This window comes from Lichenihabitans sp. Uapishka_5 (genome assembly GCF_033947565.1).
Lineage (GTDB): Bacteria > Pseudomonadota > Alphaproteobacteria > Rhizobiales > Beijerinckiaceae > Lichenihabitans.
On the sequence record NZ_JARPVX010000024.1, the window covers coordinates 30,125 to 48,788 of the forward strand.

18 protein-coding genes and 1 pseudogene are annotated in these 18,664 nt (G+C 70.6%); 7 read left to right on the forward strand and 12 right to left on the reverse strand.

Going from position 1 to position 18,664, the window contains the following annotated elements; all coding sequences use genetic code 11:
* Positions 1–20 precede the first annotated feature (20 nt).
* Positions 21–1,133, forward strand: a complete 1,113-nt coding sequence (locus tag P7D22_RS11050) for an FAD-binding domain-containing protein (protein ID WP_319934287.1) — start codon at positions 21–23, stop codon at positions 1,131–1,133.
* 42 nt (positions 1,134–1,175) lie between these two features.
* Here P7D22_RS11050 and P7D22_RS11055 read toward each other — a convergent pair whose 3' ends face one another.
* The 3 genes from P7D22_RS11055 to P7D22_RS11065 all read right to left on the reverse strand — a co-directional run bounded on the left by P7D22_RS11055 (position 1,176) and on the right by P7D22_RS11065 (position 5,192).
* Entirely contained in the window at positions 1,176–2,165 is a 990-nt protein-coding gene (locus tag P7D22_RS11055) for a bile acid:sodium symporter family protein (RefSeq protein ID WP_319934288.1), read from the reverse strand.
* A gap of 331 nt (positions 2,166–2,496) precedes the next feature.
* Entirely contained in the window at positions 2,497–4,290 is a 1,794-nt protein-coding gene (locus P7D22_RS11060) for a cation:proton antiporter domain-containing protein (protein WP_319934289.1), read from the reverse strand.
* On the reverse strand, positions 4,287–5,192 hold the full coding sequence (locus P7D22_RS11065) for a uracil-DNA glycosylase (RefSeq protein WP_319934290.1): 906 nt from the start codon (positions 5,190–5,192) through the stop codon (positions 4,287–4,289). Before P7D22_RS11065 ends, P7D22_RS11060 begins: the two co-directional genes overlap by 4 nt.
* An 85-nt stretch (positions 5,193–5,277) precedes the next feature.
* Here P7D22_RS11065 and P7D22_RS11070 point away from each other — a divergent pair, with 85 nt between their 5' ends.
* Positions 5,278–6,972: an electron transfer flavoprotein-ubiquinone oxidoreductase gene (locus P7D22_RS11070; RefSeq protein ID WP_319934291.1), complete on the forward strand. Its 1,695-nt coding sequence runs from the start codon at positions 5,278–5,280 to the stop codon at positions 6,970–6,972.
* A gap of 136 nt (positions 6,973–7,108) precedes the next feature.
* Positions 7,109–8,128 (forward strand): glycosyltransferase family 2 protein, encoded by a 1,020-nt coding sequence (locus tag P7D22_RS11075; protein WP_319934292.1) that lies wholly within the window; start codon positions 7,109–7,111, stop codon positions 8,126–8,128.
* Positions 8,129–8,419: 291 nt separating this feature from the next.
* Here P7D22_RS11075 and P7D22_RS11080 read toward each other — a convergent pair whose 3' ends face one another.
* The 4 genes from P7D22_RS11080 to P7D22_RS11095 form a co-directional block, all read right to left on the reverse strand.
* On the reverse strand, positions 8,420–8,833 hold the full coding sequence (locus P7D22_RS11080; RefSeq protein ID WP_319934293.1) for a DUF3830 family protein: 414 nt from the start codon (positions 8,831–8,833) through the stop codon (positions 8,420–8,422).
* Positions 8,834–8,948: 115 nt separating this feature from the next.
* On the reverse strand, positions 8,949–9,569 hold the full coding sequence (locus P7D22_RS11085) for an urease subunit gamma (protein WP_319934294.1): 621 nt from the start codon (positions 9,567–9,569) through the stop codon (positions 8,949–8,951).
* Between the two features lie 18 nt (positions 9,570–9,587).
* Positions 9,588–10,415, reverse strand: a complete 828-nt coding sequence (locus tag P7D22_RS11090) for an urease accessory protein UreD (RefSeq protein ID WP_319934295.1) — start codon at positions 10,413–10,415, stop codon at positions 9,588–9,590.
* A 2-nt stretch (positions 10,416–10,417) separates the two neighbouring features.
* Positions 10,418–10,990 (reverse strand): DUF1190 domain-containing protein, encoded by a 573-nt coding sequence (locus P7D22_RS11095; protein WP_319934296.1) that lies wholly within the window; start codon positions 10,988–10,990, stop codon positions 10,418–10,420.
* Positions 10,991–11,342: 352 nt separating this feature from the next.
* On the opposite strand from P7D22_RS11095, the gene gspG reads away from it, so the two are divergent.
* A complete protein-coding gene (gspG, locus tag P7D22_RS11100; protein ID WP_319934297.1) occupies positions 11,343–11,840 on the forward strand; it encodes a type II secretion system major pseudopilin GspG in 498 nt (165 codons plus the stop codon).
* 4 nt (positions 11,841–11,844) lie between these two features.
* Here gspG and P7D22_RS11105 read toward each other — a convergent pair whose 3' ends face one another.
* From P7D22_RS11105 to P7D22_RS11125, 5 genes are read right to left on the reverse strand one after another with little or no spacing between them, the layout of a single operon-like run.
* On the reverse strand, positions 11,845–12,540 hold the full coding sequence (locus P7D22_RS11105; protein ID WP_319934298.1) for a PulJ/GspJ family protein: 696 nt from the start codon (positions 12,538–12,540) through the stop codon (positions 11,845–11,847).
* The gene (locus P7D22_RS11110) at positions 12,540–12,932 is read right to left on the reverse strand and encodes a type II secretion system protein (protein WP_319934299.1); all 393 of its coding nucleotides are present in this window, start codon (positions 12,930–12,932) and stop codon (positions 12,540–12,542) included. Before P7D22_RS11110 ends, P7D22_RS11105 begins: the two co-directional genes overlap by 1 nt.
* Positions 12,929–13,378 carry a GspH/FimT family pseudopilin gene (locus tag P7D22_RS11115; RefSeq protein WP_319934300.1) on the reverse strand — a complete coding sequence of 150 codons (450 nt, stop codon included), beginning with the start codon at positions 13,376–13,378 and terminating at the stop codon, positions 12,929–12,931. Before P7D22_RS11115 ends, P7D22_RS11110 begins: the two co-directional genes overlap by 4 nt.
* The gene (locus tag P7D22_RS11120) at positions 13,375–14,589 is read right to left on the reverse strand and encodes a type II secretion system F family protein (protein ID WP_319934301.1); all 1,215 of its coding nucleotides are present in this window, start codon (positions 14,587–14,589) and stop codon (positions 13,375–13,377) included. Before P7D22_RS11120 ends, P7D22_RS11115 begins: the two co-directional genes overlap by 4 nt.
* Entirely contained in the window at positions 14,589–16,355 is a 1,767-nt protein-coding gene (locus tag P7D22_RS11125; protein WP_319934302.1) for a GspE/PulE family protein, read from the reverse strand. Before P7D22_RS11125 ends, P7D22_RS11120 begins: the two co-directional genes overlap by 1 nt.
* A 186-nt stretch (positions 16,356–16,541) precedes the next feature.
* Here P7D22_RS11125 and P7D22_RS11130 point away from each other — a divergent pair, with 186 nt between their 5' ends.
* The 3 genes and pseudogenes from P7D22_RS11130 to P7D22_RS11140 form a co-directional block, all read left to right on the forward strand.
* The gene (locus P7D22_RS11130) at positions 16,542–17,609 is read left to right on the forward strand and encodes a PilN domain-containing protein (protein ID WP_319934303.1); all 1,068 of its coding nucleotides are present in this window, start codon (positions 16,542–16,544) and stop codon (positions 17,607–17,609) included.
* Between the two features lie 3 nt (positions 17,610–17,612).
* Positions 17,613–18,188, forward strand: a complete 576-nt coding sequence (gene gspM / locus P7D22_RS11135; RefSeq protein WP_319934304.1) for a type II secretion system protein GspM — start codon at positions 17,613–17,615, stop codon at positions 18,186–18,188.
* Positions 18,189–18,198: 10 nt separating this feature from the next.
* A pseudogene (locus tag P7D22_RS11140) lies at positions 18,199–18,664 on the forward strand (hypothetical protein); the annotation flags it as partial.

The following is an 18,664-nucleotide window of genomic DNA, read 5'->3' on the forward strand; positions in this document are numbered from 1 at the left end:
CGATGATCCAGCATCTCTCCATGACCCGCGAGGCGGGCCTGTCCGGCCTCGACGCTTTCCTGGCCGGCCAGGGCCCGCATTATGCCGCCCTGCGGAACACCGATCGCGGGCGGGATGCGGCGCCCACCACCTCGGCATTGTCGCCCTTTCTGCGGCGACGCCTGATCACCGAAGACGAGGTCGTGCGCGCCGCCATCGACGCCTTCGGAGAGCAGGACGCCGAAAAATTCGTGTCCGAAGTCTTTTGGCGCACCTATTTCAAGGGCCATCTCGAAACCCATCCGCAGGCCTGGACGGGCGCCCTCGCCGGGGCCGCGCGCGCACAAGGACGCCTCGCCGCCGAGCCCGGCCTGCGCCGGATCTACGATCAGGCGGTCGAGGGCCGCACCGGCATCGACGGCTTCGACGATTGGTCCAGGGATCTGGTCGAGACCGGCTGGCTGCACAACCATGCGCGCATGTGGTTCGCTTCCATCTGGATCTTCACGCTGCGGCTGCCGTGGGAACTCGGGGCGGACTTCTTCATGCGCAACCTGATCGACGGCGATCCGGCCAGCAACACCTTGTCATGGCGCTGGGTCGCGGGCCTGCACACGCGCGGCAAGCATTATGTGGCGCGGCGCGACAACATCCGGCGCTTCACCGACGGCCGCTACGATCCGCAAGGCCTCGACGAGGACCCGGACTGCCTGGAGGAGGCGCAACCGCCGCGCGAGGCGCCGCTTTCTCGCGCCGAAGTGCCCCCCTCGGGCACTGTGGCGTTGCTGCTGCATGGCGACGACCTGCACCCCGAAACGCTGCCGCTTGGCCGGGGTGTGGTGCAGCGCATCGCGGTGCTGACCGCCCATGCGCCAGATGCGGTGGGGCGCGTGCGCGCGGCCGATGAACAGGCACTCGAGGATGCTTCGCGACGCGCCGAGGCCCATTTCGGCTGTTCGGCCGAGCCGCTCGGTGAGGGGTGGAACGCGGGCCTGCCGATCGTCACGGCCTATGCGCCGGTCGGGCCCTCGGCCGACGCGCTGCCGGCCGGGGTCATCCGGCTTCGCCGCGCCTGGGACGAGGCCGCATGGCCGGTGTCGAACCGCGGCTATTCCCGAGTGAGGAGCGCCATCCCGCGTTTGTTGGGCGTTTAGCGGCCGTCACGCGAAGCCAGCCGCGGCCCGTCCCTGCCACGCTCAGCTGACCGCTTTGGCCAGCGTGGCTTCCGTCACCTCGGCGCGGGCGCCGTAGCGTTGCGCCAGGAACGCGCAGGCGAACAACTGGATCTGGTGGAACAACATCAGGGGCAGCACCACCAGACCCACCGACTGGGCCGGGAACAGGATGTTGGCCATCGGGATGCCGCTCGCCATGCTCTTCTTCGAGCCGCAGAACACCGTCGCGATCTCGTCGGCTTTGTTGAAGCCGATCGCCCGGCTGGCCAGCGTGGTGGCCACCAGCACGATGGCCAGCAGCGCCACGTCGAGCCCGATCACGCTGGCGAGGCCCGCAAGGTCGACCTGATGCCAGATGCCCGCCACCACGCCGGCGCTGAACGCGCCATAAACCACGAACAAGATCGAGCCGCGATCCACATAGGAGGTCAGCACCTTGTGGCGCCCGAGAAAGGCGCCGATCAGCGGCCGTGCCGCCTGCCCGAGCCCGAAAGGCAGCAGCAACTGCAGGGCGATGTCCTCGAAAGCCTTGAGGTTGAAGCCACCCTGGGTGTGCAGCACCAGCCCGACCAGCAGCGGCGTCAGGATCACCCCGGCGAGGTTCGACGCGGAGGCGGCGCACAGCGCCGCCGGGACGTTGCCACGCGCGATGGACGTGAAGGCGATCGAGGATTGCACCGTCGAGGGAAGCAGGCAGGTGAAGACGAGGCCGGTGACGAGCGGCGCCGGCAGGTGGCCGCCGATGAGCGCCTGCAAACCCATGCCGAGAATCGGGAAGACCACAAAGGTGGTGAGCAGGATGGCGCCCTGCAGCCGCCAATGCGCGAAGCCCGTCAGCACGGCCTGCGGGGCCAGCCGGGCGCCGTACAGGAAGAACAACAGGAAGATGGCTGCGTTGGTGACGATTTCCGTGATGACGGCGCCGGTGCCGCGCGCGGGCAGCAGCGCCGCCAGCCCCACGGTCGCGGCCAGCGCGATCAGGTAGGGGTCGATCCGCAAGCGCTTCAACATCGTTCGTCGTCCATCGTGAGGCTTCCGAAACCGTCGCAGCTGCCGCAGGCAGGGTGCCGGACGATGGCGGCCGATCCGTTCAGTGCCCGCATTCGGCGGGGAGGTCGAGCCCGGAACCCTTCGAACTCCAGAGCCCACCGTCTGCGAAGGGCTTCGAAGCCAAGTCTGGCTGCACCCAAGCTGGGTTGGGGATGACGGGTTCCCTCATTCCGGGCGGAGCGAAGCGGAGACCCGGAACCGGGGCGCCTGGGCGATGCAGGATGGAGCACACCGGTTCCGGGTTCGGCTGCGCCGCCCCGGAATGAGGGTCACGGGTGGTTGCGGGAGAATTCTAAGCCTTCGACTCGGCGGTGGGGCGGCGGATCGCGCGTCGTTCGCGCCTTGGGCCTTGGGGCTCGGAAGCGTTCAGCATGCGGCGGTATTGGTCGCGCTTCTCGTGGATCGAAGCGATCACGAAGCCCATCGGGATACCGATGTCGACCAGCACGGCCTCGCTCAGTTGCAGGCTCGCTTCGATGGTTTCGGGCACCGCGTCGGTGACGCCGGCCTCGTAGAGCTTGGCCGCATGGGCGGCGTCCCGGGCGCGCGCCACGATAGTGAGGTCAGCGCGCTCGCCGCGACCGGCCGCCACCACCTGCTCGACCACGCGGGTGGTGCTGACCGTGACCACCAGGGCCCGGGCCTGGGCGAGACCGCACAGGCGCAGGAAGTCGGGGCGCGTGGCGTCGCCAAAGGTGATCGGCACCCCGGCGTCCCGCGCCCGCGCCACGACGGCCGGGTCGTCGTCGATCGCCAGATAAGGCAGGTTGTGCCCCGTCACCATCTCGGCCACCAGCTGGCCGACGCGGCCATAGCCGACGATCAGCACGCGGGCCTGACCGTCGTCGGGCGGCGGCAGCGGCACCGTGTTGCGGGCGGCCGGCAGGCGCCGCGCCAGCCGCTCGGCGCCGCGCGCCATGAACGGGGTGGCGATCATGGTCAGCGTCACGGCCACCAGCAGGCTGGCGCTGATGGTCTCGGGCAGCAGCGCGCCGGCGGCTGCCTGGTTGATCAGCACAAAGGCGAACTCGCCCCCCGGCGCCAACAGCAGCGACACCTCGGCCGACACGCGGCGCGGCATCTTCAGGAGGCGGGCGGCGCCGTAGAGAACCAGCGCCTTGATGGCCACGAGCCCCACCGCCATGCCGAGCACCAGCGCCGGCGTGGCAAACAACCGCGACAGGTCGAGCTCCGTGCCGACCGACACGAAGAACAGGCCGAGCAGCAGCCCCTTGAAGGGCTCGATCGTCACCTCGATCTCGCGGCGATATTCGGTTTCGGCCAACAGCAGCCCGGCGATAAAGGCGCCGATCGCCATCGACAGGCCGCTGGCGGCCGTGATGGCGCCCGTGCCGACGATCACCAGCAGCGAGGCGGCGGTGAACAGTTCGGTCGAGCGCGCCACCGCCACGAGGTGGAACAACGGCCGCAGGATCAGGCGGCCCACCACCACCAGGGCGCCGACCGCCAGGATGGCCGGCGCCAGCGTCAGGGCGAGCTTCAGCCCGAGGCTGCCCGGCTCGTGATCGGCCAGCACCGACACGGCGAACAACAAGGGTGCCACCGCGAGGTCCTGGAACAACAACAGCGCGAAGGCCATGCGGCCCGTCGGCGAGTTGAGCCGTTTGCGCTCGGCCAGCACCGGCACCACGATGGCGGTGGACGACAGCGCCACGGCGCCGCCGATCACCAGCGCCACGCTCGGCGCGACGCCGAGCGCCATGCCGGCCACCCCGAGCCCCAGCGCCGAGGCCACCACCTGGATCGGGCCAAGGCCGAAAATCAGCCGGCGCAGCGTTGCCAAACGCGCAAAAGACAGCTCCAGCCCCAGCATGAAGAGCAGGAACACCACCCCGAACTCCGCGATGGAGGCGATGCGGGCCTGATGGCTGATGGCGAGATATTGCAGCGCCGGCACGCTGTCGACCAGCGCGCCGATGCCATAGGGCCCGAGCGCGATGCCGGCGAACAGGAAGCCCAGCACCGGGCTGATGCGCAGCTTGGTGAAGGCCGGCACCACCAGCCCCGCGGTGGCGAGGAACAACAAGGTTTCGCGCGTACCGGCCGGAAAACTCGCTTCCGTCATGGCGTGTCGGCATCCAGGGCCTGGCGCAGCGCCAGCAGGTCGCGCCAGGCGAGCTTCTTATGGGCCGGCTGGCGCAGCAGATAGGCCGGATGCAGCATCGGCATGGCGCGGATCGGGCCGTGCGGGCCGGGATAGTCCAACCAGCGTCCCCGGGTGCGCAGGATGCCCTCCTTGGTGCCGAGCAGCGTCTGGGTGGCGGGGCCGCCGAGGCAAAGCAGGAAGCGCGGCGCCGCCAGCTCGATCTGACGGGTGATGAAGGGGCGGCAGATGCTGATCTCCTGCGGCGTCGGCGTGCGGTTGCCGGGTGGCCGCCAGGGCACGACGTTGGCCACATAGACCTTTGTGCGGTCGAGCCCGATCGCCTTCAGCATGAGGTCGAGCAACTGGCCGCTGCGCCCGCAGAACGGGGTGCCGTGCCGGTCTTCTTCGGCGCCGGGCGCTTCGCCGACCGCCATGATGCCGCCGGCGGGGTCGCCGTCCGAAAAGGCGATCTGGGTCGCGGTGGCCTTCAGGGTGCAGGACTCGAAGGCCGCCACCGCGGCCTTCAGCTCGTCGAGGCTGCGGGCCGCTGCCGCGAGCTCGCGGGCCGACATCACGGCGGCATCGGCCGATTGGGCCGCAGCGTCGCCGAACAAGGTCGTCGGCTGCGGCCTCGGCGGCGAGGCGGCCGCGATCGCGGTCAAGGGCGGGCGTCGACCCGCCTCTCCTCCGGTCGATGTCGCGGCAGGCGGTCGCGCCGCGGCAGGCTGTGAAGCCGGTGCCGGCGAAGGAGCCTCGGCCCGGTCGCGCTGGGTCGCGGCATGTTCGGCGAAACGATCATGCGGGGTCGCATCGACGACAGCGTCGATGCCCATCTCGGCATACCAGCGCAGGGCGGCGAATGCGTCGCCAAAGTCGGTCATGGGGCCCGATGTAGCACCCTCCTGGCTTGCGCGTCACGCCATTCTCATCTTTGACGTGGGATCGAACCCTAAGGAGAGCGGGCGCATGGCCCTGGTGAACGAGCCGGCGAGCGGCGAGGCGCTGCCCGAACGCGAGGCGATGGACTTCGACGTCGTGGTGGTGGGTGCGGGGCCGGCAGGCCTCGCGGCGGCCATCCGGCTGAAGCAGCTCGACGACACGCTGTCGATCGTGGTGGTCGAAAAGGGCGGCGAGGTCGGGGCCCACATCCTGTCGGGCGCCGTGATCGATCCGAAAGGGCTCGACCGGCTATTGCCCGAATGGCGGGACGATCCCGACCGGCCGCTCGTCACCCCGGTGACCGACGATCACTTCATGCTGCTCGGGCCCGCCGGCGGCATCCGGCTGCCCAACGTGCTGATGCCGAAGCTGATGTCGAACCACGGTAACTTCGTCGGCTCGCTCGGCAATGTGGCGCGCTACCTCGGCCGCAAGGCCGAAGCGCTCGGCATCGACATCTATCCCGGCTTCGCGGCCGCCGAGGTTCTGTATGACGCCGACGGCGCCGTCGTCGGCGTCGCCACCGGCGACATGGGCGTCGCCCGCGACGGCCACATCACCGAAGGCTTCACCCGCGGCATGGAGCTTCGGGCCCGCTACACGCTGTTTGCCGAAGGGGCGCGCGGTTCGCTGTCGAAGCAGCTGATCGCCCGCTTCCAGCTGCACAAGAACGGCGAGCCACAGAAATACGGCATCGGCCTGAAGGAGCTGTGGCGGGTCGATCCGGCAAAGCACAAGCCGGGACTGGTGCAGCACAGCTTCGGCTGGCCGCTCGACGGCACCACGGGCGGCGGCTCGTTCCTGTACCACATCGAAGACAACCAGGTGGTGGTCGGCTTCGTGGTGCATCTGAATTACCAGAACCCCACCTTGTCGCCGTTCGACGAGTTCCAGCGCTTCAAGACCCATCCGATGATCCGGGACGTGTTCGACGGCGGCACGCGGCTGTCCTATGGGGCGCGGGCCATCACGGAAGGCGGCTGGCAGTCGGTGCCGCGGTTGACCTTCCCGGGCGGCGCGCTTCTCGGCTGCGCGGCCGGCTTCGTCAACGTGCCGCGCATCAAGGGATCGCACAATGCCGTGCTGTCGGGGATGCTGGCGGCAGACCATGTCGCGGCGGCCCTCAAGGACGGCCGCAGCCACGACGAGGTGGCGGGCTACGAGGACGCCTGGCGCGGCTCCGACATCGGCACCGACCTTTACCGCGTCCGCAACGTGAAGCCCTTGTGGTCGCGCTTCGGGACCATGCTCGGGGTGCCGCTCGGCGGCCTCGACATGTGGATGCACCAGCTGTTCGGCCGCTCGCTGTTCGGCACGCTGAAGCACGGCAAGCCCGACCATGCCAGCCTGAAGGAACTCAGCGCCGTCAAGCCCATCACCTATCCGAAGCCCGACGGCGTGCTGACCTTCGACAAGCTGTCGAGCGTGTTCTTGTCGGGCACCAACCATGCCGAGAACCAGCCCGCCCATCTGGTGCTGGCCGATCCCAGCATCCCGATTGCCAAGAACCTGCCGCTCTACGGCGAGCCGGCGCGGCTGTACTGCCCGGCGGGGGTCTATGAGGTGGTCTACGCCGAGGAAAAGACCAAGTCCGATCCGCGCTTCGTCATCAACGCGGGAAACTGCGTCCACTGCAAGACGTGCGACATCAAGGATCCGAGCCAGAACATCACCTGGGTGCCGCCCGAGGGCGGCGGCGGGCCGGTCTACCCGAACATGTAGGCCAGCCTCGCCCGGCAGGCAGCATGGCAGCGACCCAAGCCGCAGCGTTGCCGGTGCGGAACCCGCAGGCTACAGAACGGCTGCTCCGGCCTCACCAGGCCGAGCGGCCGCCCCTGCCTGCAAGGACGTGACGACCATGCCCTCCCCCGACCAGCCGCCCCATGCCACCGGGCCGACCGCCGTCTCGATGGTGGGATTCCGCAATGCCGACGACGTCCGGCACTGCGTGGCGACGCTCGCCGAGGGCTCGGACCCGAACTTCGTCGTGTTGATCTGCGAGAACGGCGGTCGTGCGGGCTTCGACGACCTCGTGGCGGGGCTCGCCACCCTGGCGGCCGAGGGCACTGCCCCGGCCGTGACCGATCCGGCCATCGCGACTGTCTGGCGCGGCACCCTGCCGGGCGGCCAGGTCGTCGAGGCGCTCTGCGCCGCCGACAACCTCGGCTATGCGGGCGGCGTCAATGCCACCATCGCCCGGCTCGCTGCCTTCCCCGACTGGAGCGCCCTTTGGGTGCTGAACGCCGATACGGAGCCGGACCGCGACGCCCTGGCGGCCCTGGTCCGCAAGGCCCGATCGGACCCGCGCTACGGCATCGTGGGCAGCCGCCTCGTGTTGTTCGGCACCGGCAAGATCCAGGCCTATGGGGGCCGCTGGCGCAAATATACGGCGCGCGGCTTCAACATCGGCCTGGGGCGCCCGGCTGAGGCGCCGGTCGATGCCGGCGCGGTTGAGCGCGAGATGACCTATGTGCTGGGCGCCTCGATGTACATCACCCACGCCTTCATCGACGAGGTCGGCGGCATGACGGAGGATTACTTCCTTTACGTCGAGGAGGTCGACTGGTGCCTGCGCCGTGGCCGCTTCCGCCTGGGCCTCGCGGCGGATTCGATCATCCACCACCATCATGGGGGCACGCTCGGCTCGAGCACGTCGCGGCGGGCGCGATCGCGGCTTGCAGTCTATCTCGAAGAACGCAACAAGCACCTGATCTCGCGGCGCCTGTACCCGGCGCTCTATCCGCTGGTGGCGCTGACCACGCTGGTGTTCACGGCCCAATACATCCGGGCCAGGGCGCCGCGCAATTTCGTCATCGCGCTCGAAGGCTGGTGGGCGGGTCTGCGAGGGGAATCCGGCAAGCCGGCCTGGATGCGCTAAAGCCAGCCTGTCCCTGGTTCGGGATCGGGATCTCCGCTGCGCTGCGTCCGGAATGAAGCTGTGAGCCGGATGGCTCAGTCGTGCCCTTCCATGTCGGGCGCGACGTCGACCAGATGCAGCAGAACCGCCACCGACAGGAGCCACAGATCGATCAAGGCCAGCATGGCAAGGCGCGCTCGCGAAAACGCCAGTGTCCGCCCCAGGCCTTAACGAAGCCTTAGCGCATCGGCGTGCGCCCGAGATTGGTGAGGGCTGTGGCAGAACCGGGCCATGCCGGTTCCGCCGGTCGCGTCAGATGGCTTCGAAGACGATCTCCTGGGCCCCGTTATAAAGCACATGGGGCCCGAACTCCGGCAGCCGCTCGGCGCCTTCGGTAATGGTCAGGAAGTGGTTGCCGGCCAGTTGGCCGACCTTGCTGGCGAAGTTGACGCCGCCATAGGCCAGCAGGATCTCGGTTTCGCTGATGCCGCCCGGATAAACGATGATCTGCCCCGGGGCCGGGTAGCTGGTATGGTTTTCGAAGCCGAGGCCGAAATCCGTTTCGCCAAGCGGGATCCAGCAGGCTTCGCCGCTCCAGCGGACATGGATGATGCGCTGCCGGTAAGGCAGCAGCGCACGGAACATCGCGCAGGTCTTCGGCGCGCGCTTGTCCTCGAACCGCGCCTTGAAGCGGAAGTCGCCGGACGTGATGGTGATGTCGCTCATGCGGTGGTCTTGGCCCCTCGGTGCGCTGGATGCACGCGCTCCCCCTCTACAGGCTGGCGGGCCGATGGTCACCTGCCGGGATCGCGCCCCACCACGGCGGCCCCGCCAGGGTGGCTCAGAGCGGCCCCATCACCTCCTGGCGGAACCCATAAACCTCGCGGCGGCCCGACAAGGCAACGAGGCGCACCTCGCGGCTTTGGCCGGGCTCGAACCGCACCGCCGTGCCGGCCGGGATGTCGAGCCGGAAGCCACGCGCTTCCGCGCGCTCGAACCGCAGCGCCGGGTTGGTTTCAAAGAAATGGTAGTGCGACCCCACCTGGATCGGACGGTCACCCGCATTGGCGACCGTCAGGGTCACAGTGGCGAGCCCCTCGTTCAACACGAGGTCGCCCGGCGCCGTCAGCACCTCGCCGGGCACCAACGCATCGGCGGCGTCGCGGATCGGGTGGTGCACGGTGACGAGCTTGGTGCCGTCCGGGAAGGTGGCTTCCACCTGGATGTCGTGGATCATCGCGGCGATGCCGTCCATCACCTGGTCCGCCGTCACCACATGGGCACCGGCTTCCATCAGGTCGGCGACCGAGCGGCCGTCGCGCGCGCCCTCCACCACATGATCGGTGATGAGCGCGATCACTTCCGGGTGGTTCAGCTTGACGCCGCGCTCAAGCCGGCGGCGGGCCACATTGGCCGCCATGGCGATCAGGAGCTTGTCTTTTTCGCGCGGCGTCAGGTTCATGGCGTCAGCAACCCCGATCTATTGCCAGACGCGGGGCGCCGGCTGGCCCCGCAGATGGTCGAGCGCCGCCACGATACTGCGGCGCAACCGTTCTGGCGAGACCGCTGCGGCGCGCCAGCTCAACAGACCGTTCCAGGCGCTGGCGCCCCAGTCGACGCCCTCGCCAAGGGGCGCGAGGGCAGCCCGCAGCGGCTCGAGCCGCGCTTCCGCGTCCGAGGCCACGAGCAGCAGCGTCGCAAAGGCCCGGGCGCCGCCCCCGAGCGCCGGCCGGTCGAGCAGCGCCTCGACCGGCCCCTCGAGGCGCAAGTCCTCGGCGAAAACGAGCCGGCCGCCGCGCTGCACGCGCCAGCGGTCGCGTACCAACCCCGTCCGCATGGTTTCGCCCATGGCGAGGCGGCCGAACACCAGCGCCTCGAGGGCCAGGAAGGTCGCGTCGGGCGCGAGGCGCACGTCGAGGGTCCGGGCGAAGCGGGCGCGGTCGAACAGGATGGTTTCCTGCGGCAGCCAGTCGAGCCGGCCGCCCGCCTCCACGTCCAGCGCCGTCGACACCTGCGTGGTGGCGCCGGCGCTGCCATACATCTTCTCGGCCGATTGGGTGGTCAGCGTCAGGGCGGCGCCGGGGCCGCAGGCGAAGTCGAGCCCGAGCCGGTCGCCGCCCACCATGCCGCCGCCGGTGTTGATGCACACGGCCTCATAGGCGGAACTCGGACCGGCCGGCACTTTGGGAAAGCGCATGCGATAGCCGCCCGCTTCGCGCAGATCGAGCACGCGCGTGCGGCCGCCGATGCTCGCGAAGCGGGCGCGCAGAAGGCCTTCGGCGTGGTTCGGAGGGGCCGCGGCCGTCATAACTATCTCGTTTTAGGCTGGAAGCGCGCCGGCGCCGGATAGGTAAGCACGCCGTCGATCACCGTGAAACCGCCACCGGCCCGCGGCGTCGGCAAGCGCGACACCGTATCGTCGCGATCCGGCGTCAGGATGGTGGGATGGTCCCCCTCGGGGTCGGGCGCCGGCCCGGTCGGCGCCACGGCGGCCGGCGACAGGCTGGCGGTCGATTGCGTCGCAAAGTCGAGCCGCAAACGCCCAGGCGCCACGGCGGGAGCCACCGAAGCATCGGCGGCCAGAACGATGCCGATCCATTGCGGCCGGAAGCTCGAATAGCGGCGGGTGCCGATCGGCCAGGGCATGCAGGGCCCGAAAGCCTTCATGCAGGCACGCCGCGACGGATAGCTCGGCGCCTTGGCCGCAAATTCCGCCAGGGCATTGGCAAAGGCGGTGCGGCAGGCCGCGGGCGCGATGGCCTTGGCGCCTTCGCATTGCCGCGGCGAGGCGAAGAACCGGCCCGGCATCGCCTGGGCCTGCCATGGGGTCGCGGGGCCGCACACCATCAGGGCCGCGAGCAGCATCGGCGCCAGCCCCTTCATCGTGCCCCAGGCCTCCCACGCCGGCTCCGATCGGCCAGCGATCCGGTCTACACCGCGACGCCCCGTCGACTCAATGCGGCAGAGGGCGAGCACGCGGCCCTCTCACGTCGGCGGCTCGGGAGACACGTCAGAGCTTCGTCAAGCAATTGCATCGAATTGCGCTCATGTCGTGAAGCTGCCCCTAGTCGAGCCGCACGCTCCCGCGTCGCAAATACAGCCGAAGCACCCTGTCCCGATCGGTTGTACTTTGGCGGGAAGGCTTTTGTTAATGTCCGGAAACTCTAGTGTGGTCCATCGAATCGGTGTTGAAATCTCGATCGTCGCGGTCGAACAACGAAGGACGATCATTCCCATGCGGCAGACACGGCTTCTCCGCCGACTTCGCAGCCTTGGCGCCATCGTGGCGCGGCGCAGCCGGACGGCCCCATCGGCGCCGCGCCGGGGACAGGACGGTTTCACCCTGGTGGAGCTGCTGGTGGTGCTCGGCATCGTGGGCATGCTGGCCACCTTGATGGCGCCCCGTGTGCTCGGCTATTTTTCGAGCGCCAAGGCCCAGACGGCGCAGGTGCAGGCCAAGAACATCGCTTCGGCGCTGGAGCTCTACTATCTCGACGTCGGCTCCTATCCCTCTACCGAGCAGGGCCTCGAAGCCCTGCTGAGCGCGCCCGACGGCGCGGCCGGCTGGCACGGCCCCTACCTGAAGAACAGCAGCGGCCTGCTGGACCCCTGGCACAAACGCTACGCCTACCGCATGCCGGGCCGCACCGCCGAGTTCGACGTGTATTCGCAGGGCCACGAGGGCGACCTCGCCAGCACCCACCCGATGAAGGCCGGCGACAATCCGGGCTGACGGGTCAGGGCGTCGAGGGCACCGCGGCGGCCGCTGTCTTGCCGACTGTCGCCAGTGCGGCTGCGGCAGGGCTGCGGGCGGTCGGCATCAACACCACGAAGGGCGGCCAGCGACGCGGGTCGCCGGGCGGAAAGGTCACGTCGATGCGCATCAGGCGCGGCGTGGCCTCGGGGTCCGTCCAGTCGCGCGCCCAGCCGGGGGCGGCATCGCCCGACAAGGCGCCGTAATAGCGGAAGCCGACCGCCGCGGCACCCCCGACGAGGCGACGCGTCCGCGTCTGCGGATCGCCGCTTCCTTCCTGGCCGATCGGCGCCCGGGTCTCGACGAGGGCCATGCGGCCGTGATCCGGCAGCGCCGCCAGGGTGATGCGCACCGAGGCCCCCGATTCGAGCAGGCGGTCGCCCGGCACGCTGAACACCGCCGTGTCCTCCACCCCGGCGAAGCCCATGGCCTGCGGCCCGGTGCCGCCGCCGAGCGCCGCCGCCACGGTCGCGCGCAGGTGGTCGCGCACTGCCAGGGTTTCGTCCTGGGCCGATACGGCGGCACCGAGCCGGCCGAAGCTGCGGATCATGCCGGTCCCCTCAGCCACGAAGGCGATCACCAGGGCGCCGATCGCCAGGGAAATGATCATCTCGATCAGGGTGAGGCCCGCACGCGGGTCCTCGATGGTGCCGGCCGTCGGTTCCGCAGCGCGCCGCATCAGGGCGCCGCCCGCGCCACGGTGGCCAGGGTGGACAACAGGGCGGGGCCCTGCCGCGGACCGGCCAGCACCTCGACCCGCATTAGTTGGGCGGGAGCCCCGGGCACGACCTCGGCCGTCACATCGACGACGCGCAGACGCCAGGGCGCCCCATCGGCGAAGCGCCCGGTGCGCTCGCCCGGAGCGAGGCCCGGCTCGGCCAGGGTCGCGTCGAGCAGCGAGGCGGCTTCCTCCAGGCGCAAGGCCGTGGCGGGGCCGCGCCGCGCCCAGCCGGCCCCCTCGCCCAGCACCTTGAGCGCCATGGTCAGTGTCAGGGCCGCGATGAAGAAGGCGACCAGCACCTCGACCAGCGTGAAGCCCGCCTCGTCGCCCCGCGTTCCGCGGCGCCTCACGGCGTCACCCGCCGCGGCCAGCCCGTCAGCCAGTCCACCGCGATGCGCACCGCCGTAGCGCCAGGAAGGCTCAACCGCACCTCGCCCCCGCTGGAGCGGCCGTCCGGCAGGAAGCGGATCGTCGGGCGCTCGCCGTCGTCCATGCTGCGGCTCGTCACCAGCGTCGCCGTCACGTCGTGCGGCACCGGCAAGCGGCCCTGCCCCGGCCGTACCAGGAAGGCGCGACCGGGGGCATCGAACACCAGCGCGGTTTCCACGTTGAGGCGCATCGATTCGGTACGGGCCCGCCGCGCCTCGATGGCCACCCGGGTGCCGAAGGCCTCGAGATCACGCGGGGAGGTGCCGCGCCGCACCATCGGCCCGAGCAGCGCCATGCCGAGCGCCATCAGGCCCAGCACGATGATGGCCTCGATCAGCGTGAAGCCGGCCGTGCGGTCTCCCGTCAATGCGCCGTAGCCAGGTCGTTGACGCTGAGGATGGCGCTCATCACCGAGAACACGAGGCCGCCGATCGTCAGCCCCATGCCGGCCGTCAGCAGCGGTACCAGCAAGCCCATCAGCCGCTCGATGCGGGTCTGCGATTCGGTTTCCTGCATGTCGGCCGCATGCAGCAGGATCTCGCCGACGCGGTTCACCTGCTCACCGGTGGCGATGAGGTTGAGCACCACCGGCATGTAGGGCTGCAGGCGGTCGAGGCTTTGCGACAGGCGGGCGCCTTCCACCATGCGGCGCCCGGCTTCCGCTACGGCATCGCGAAACACGGGGTTGTTCGGGATGGTGCGCGAGGCCGCGATGGCGGCCGGCAGCGACACGTCGGCCGACACCAGCGTGCCCAGCACCCGGCACAGCCGGCCAGCCTCGACCCCCACCAGGATGGGGCCGAGCAGCGGCGCCCGCAGGGACGCCTCGGCGACCCATCGGCGCAGGCCCGGATGGCGCACCAGCGCCACGATCCCGGCCGCAGCCGCCGCGATCCCGGCCAGGATCAGGGGCCAGGACTGCGCCACCGTGGCGTTGACGCCGTTGACCAGCCGGATCAGCGGCGGCGGCGTGACGCCGGGATCGTCGAACAAGGGCGCCAGCGCCGGCACCAGCACGGTCAACACCACCGCGATGGCACCGATCGACATCACCACCAGCATGGCCGGGTAGACCATGGCGGACACGAGCCGCTGCCGGATGGCGCCGCGCCGTTCGAGCGATCCCGCGAGGTTGCGCAGCACGGTCGGGAAGGCGCGCGTCTTTTCGCCGGCCGCGATCACCTCGATCACGTCGTGGCTGAACACGTCGCGGTGCTGGCCGAGCGCCTGCGAGAAGCTGGAGCCCGCCACCACGGCCTCGATCACGGCGTTCAGCCGCGGCTTCAGCGTGGCGGGCGCATGCTGGGCCACCAGCCGCAGCGCCCGGTCGATGGTCAGCCCGGCTTCCGTCAGGGTGGCGAGCTCGCGCACGAAATCCACCACCTGCCGGGCCTTGGGCCGACCGCCGAACTTGAAGTCGCGCGTCCAGAACCCGCCGGCCCCGACCTCTTCGGCCGAGATCAACCGCAGGTTCTGGCGCAGCACCTGGGCCGAAACGTCGGCCTTGCTGGGCGCCTCGGCCCGCCCCTCCACCAGGGCGCCGCGTGCATCGAAGGCCTTGAAGGCATAGTTCGGCATCAGCTCGCCCGCACCGACGCCGGGCCGAGGTCGATGTGGCGCAACACCTCCTCGAGCGTCGTTTCCCCGGCTTCCACCTTGGCGAGCGCACTGACCGCGAGCGTCGCCATGCCGGCCCGGATCGCGGCCGCCTCAAGGGTGCCGGCCGTGGCCTTGTCGGTGATGAGGTCGCGCAGGATGGCGTCGACCGGCATCACCTCGCCCACCACGGAGCGGCCCTTGAACCCGGCCTGGCTGCATTGCGGACAGCCACCGGGACGCATCCGATGGGGGCTGCCGGGCTCGGGCTGGGCGCAGGCCGAACACAGCGACCGCACAAGGCGCTGGGCCACGACGCCGTTCAGGGTCGCGGCGATCAGGTAGGGCTCGATGCCCATCTCGACGAGCCGCGTCACCGTGGCGGCGGCCGAGTTGGTGTGGATGGTGGACAAGACCAAATGCCCGGTCAGCGCCGCCTGCACGGCGATGCGGGCCGTTTCGCCGTCGCGGATCTCGCCGATCATCACGATGTCGGGGTCCTGGCGCAGGATCGAGCGCAGCGCCGTGGCGAAATCGAGCCCGATGGCCGCATGGGTCTGAACCTGGGACACACCGGCGATCCGGTATTCCACCGGGTCCTCGACCGTGATGATCTTACGTTCGGTGCCGTTCAGCATCGCGAGCGCCGTGTAGAGCGTCGTGGTCTTGCCGCTGCCGGTCGGGCCCGACACCAGCACGATGCCGTTCGGCCGGCCGATCATGGTGCCGAGCCGCGCCTCGGCGGCGGCCGAGAAGCCGAGCGATCCGAGCGTGCCGACCTTGCGGGACTGGCGCAGGATGCGCATCACCAGCGCCTCGCCGTTGGCGGTCGGCAGCGCCGCGACGCGCAGGTCGGTGGCGGCGCCGCGGTCGACCACCTTCATGCGCCCGTCCTGGGGCAGCCGCAGTTCGGCGATGTTCAGCCCGGCCAGGATCTTGAAACGCGTCGTCAGCGCCATCTGGACGGCCTTCGGCAGCGTTTCGGCCCCGACCAGCACGCCGTCGACGCGGTAGCGCACCCGGATGTCGGCCTCGCCCGGCTCGATATGGATGTCGGACGCGTTGAGCTCGAAGGCGGTCTTCAGCAGGCGGGAGCCGAGCCGGATGATGGGGGCCTGGCTGGCCACGTCCTGCAGTCGCGCCAGGTCGTCGGCGGCGTCGCCCGCGTCGCCCGGCAGGTCGTGGGCCGCCTCTTCGCCGCTGCCGAGCGTCCGCAACGCGGTCTCGAACACCGAGGCCCCGATGACGCTCGCCACCACGGGCTTGTCGAGCAGGTGCGCCAGCGCCTCGCGCTTGTCGGCCGCAAAGATGTCGACGACGGCGACGCGGAGCCGGTCGGGTTCGTCGGCGAGCGGCAGCATGCGGCTGCGGCTCCAGAAGGCGGACGGCACGGCCCCGACCGACGGCCATTCGGCCGGCAGGGTGTCGGCGGTCGCCACCGGACTGTCGTGGAACTCTGCCAGGGCGGCCACGAGGTCGACCTCCTCGATCAGGCCGAGGTCGGTCAGGATGGAGCAGTCGGTGCCCGACATGGTTTGGCGCAGCGCCGCGGCGGCCCGGTTCTCGTGCGCGGCATCGAGCCGTCCGGACGCCACCAGCGCGGAAACGAAGTGGAGCACGTCGCGCGCCGGCACCACCGCGGCTTCGACCGGGGCGGCCACCGTCGCCACGGCGTCGCCGTGCGCCTCGGGGTCAGGGCGCCTGGGCCGTGGCGCCAGCGCGCGCAGGATCCCGAAGGCCTTGGGCACGCTGGCTCCTTGCGGTGACAAAGGGGGAACGACGCAGGGCGCCGCGCCGCGTCTCGATAGCCATGACGATGGAAGAACGCCGTTAACAAACCTTAAACACCGCCTGCGTAGCCTCGGCGGCAGTGTCATCCAGGAGCCCGGCCGAGCCGTCATGCGATCCCTTCCGCCGACCCCGGCCGCCTTCCCATGAGGGGAAGGCTGGCCCAGTCCGCCACGGGCCTCCTGCAGGGCGCCCTGGCCTGGTGGATGGCGGAACTGCGCGGTCTCGTGCCGCGGCGCCTGCGCGAGCGTCGCCGGCGGTTGTATGATGCCGACCTGCGGCTCGACCGCGACGGATGGGTGCTGCGCGACCGCGCCGGCCAGACCACCGCGGTCATGCCGGGCGACATGGCCGGACTGGCCGAGGCGACACATCGCCTGAAGGGGCGCCGCAAGCAGGGCCGGGTGCGGCTGGTGGTGCCGCATGGCCGATGCTTTATCCGGCAAAGCGAGCTGCCGCGCCGCATGCTAGGGCGCGCCGCCACGATCCTTGCGTCCGAACTCGAGATCGGCACGCCGTTCAACGCCGGCACCGCCCATTGGGACTGGTATGTGCGCGACCCGGGGAGCGAGCCCGGCTTGGTGATGGTGGAGCAGGTGGTGCTGAAGCGCCGCGACACGGAGGCCGCCCTCGGGGGTCTCGCGGCTCACGGCGTGGCGGTGACCGCCATCGCGGTGGAGGATGCGGCCGGGCGTCATTGTTTGCCGGTCGACCTGATCCGCAACGACGTTCTGGCCGGAACAGAGCCACCCAACCTGCAGGCAGCCCGCCGCGTGCTGGTCGCCGCCGCCGTGATGGCCGTGCTGGCCATCGTGCCGGCCGCCTTTCTGCGGCAGGCCGGCACCTTGTCGGACCTCGACGCTGCCATCGCGGATGCGACCGACGCGGTGGCGCTCCGGCCGGGCCTCGCCCGGGGGCCGCTGCAACTGATCGGCGACGCCCTTCTGGCGCGGCGCAACTTCCCCGTCACCGGTGTGCTGGACAGCCTCGCGGCGAGCCTGCCGGCTGACAGCCACCTCGACCACGTCTTCATGGAAAAGGACGTGGTCACCATCCAGGGGCGCACCGCCTCGGCCCACAACCTCGAGCGGGCGCTTGGCGCCTCGCGGGTCTTCACGGTCGGCCACAACACGGCGCAGCCCGACGGCGACGAGGGCGTCCCCTTCACGCTCAGGCTGAAGCTGCGCCCCGCGCCGCTGCAGCCGGGGGCCTGAGCCATGCTGCGCTTTCCCCTGGTGCGGCGCCTGCTGGCGCTGGGGCTGTTGATCGGCGGCGTCGCGCTGATCGGCCACCTCGCGGTGTCGGCGCTGCTGAGCTTCACCGAAGGCCAGCGCGAGATCGCCGCCCGGCAGGCGCAGTTGCAAGGGCTGCGCGAGCTCGCGGCGGCCCGCACGGCCTTTGACCGCCTGGTGCCCCGCAAGGGCGGCCCGGCCCCGATCCTGCCGGCGGACGCCGATGCCGCGGCGGCGCTGACCAGCGCCGTCACCCAGGCGGCCGAGGGCCAGCAGGTGATCGTCGACGGTACCGAGCCGCTGCCGGCCGAGCCCGTGACGCGGGTGAGCGCCGTGCACCTGCGCGGCACCCAGGCGGGCCTGTACGGGTTTCTCAAGGCGATCGAGGGGCGAAGCCCCTATCTTGTGGTGCCACGCATCGAGGTGACGCCGTCGCGCTCGGCCGATCCCGAACACGGCAAGCCCTTCGTGGTCAGCGCCGACCTGCGGGTGGCGGTGCTTGTGGCCCCGGCGGTCGCCCGCAAGGCGCCGCCGGTCCCGACCGAGGCCGCGCTCCCATGAGGTCGCGCCGATGATCTCCACCGCGATCCTCCTGGTGCGCACCTCCCTGGTGCGGGTGTTGTTCCTGGCCGCCGCCTTGATGACGCTCGCCACCGTGTGGTCCGACGCCCCGCCCGAGCCGGACGACGCGGAGGGGGGGATGGCGGCCGCGCTGGTGCCGGCGCCGCAGCCCCATGCGGCCTCCGGCGACCCGCCTCCGGCCTTGCGGATCGCCTTGTTCGATCCTGAGCGGCGCCCGGAAACCATCGCGGGTTCGATCGACGACCTGCGGGGCGCCGCCGCGCCGCCGCCGCTTGCCGACATCACCATCACGGGCGTGCTGCTCGATGGCCGGGTCCGCCGCGCCATGCTGGGCGTCGCGGGTGGAGCGACGGCCTGGACGGCGCTTGGCGCCGATATCGGCGGCTGGCACCTGGCCAGCATCGACGCCGAAGGTGCCGTGCTGGAACGCGACGGCCGCAGCGTCGCTCTCAAGG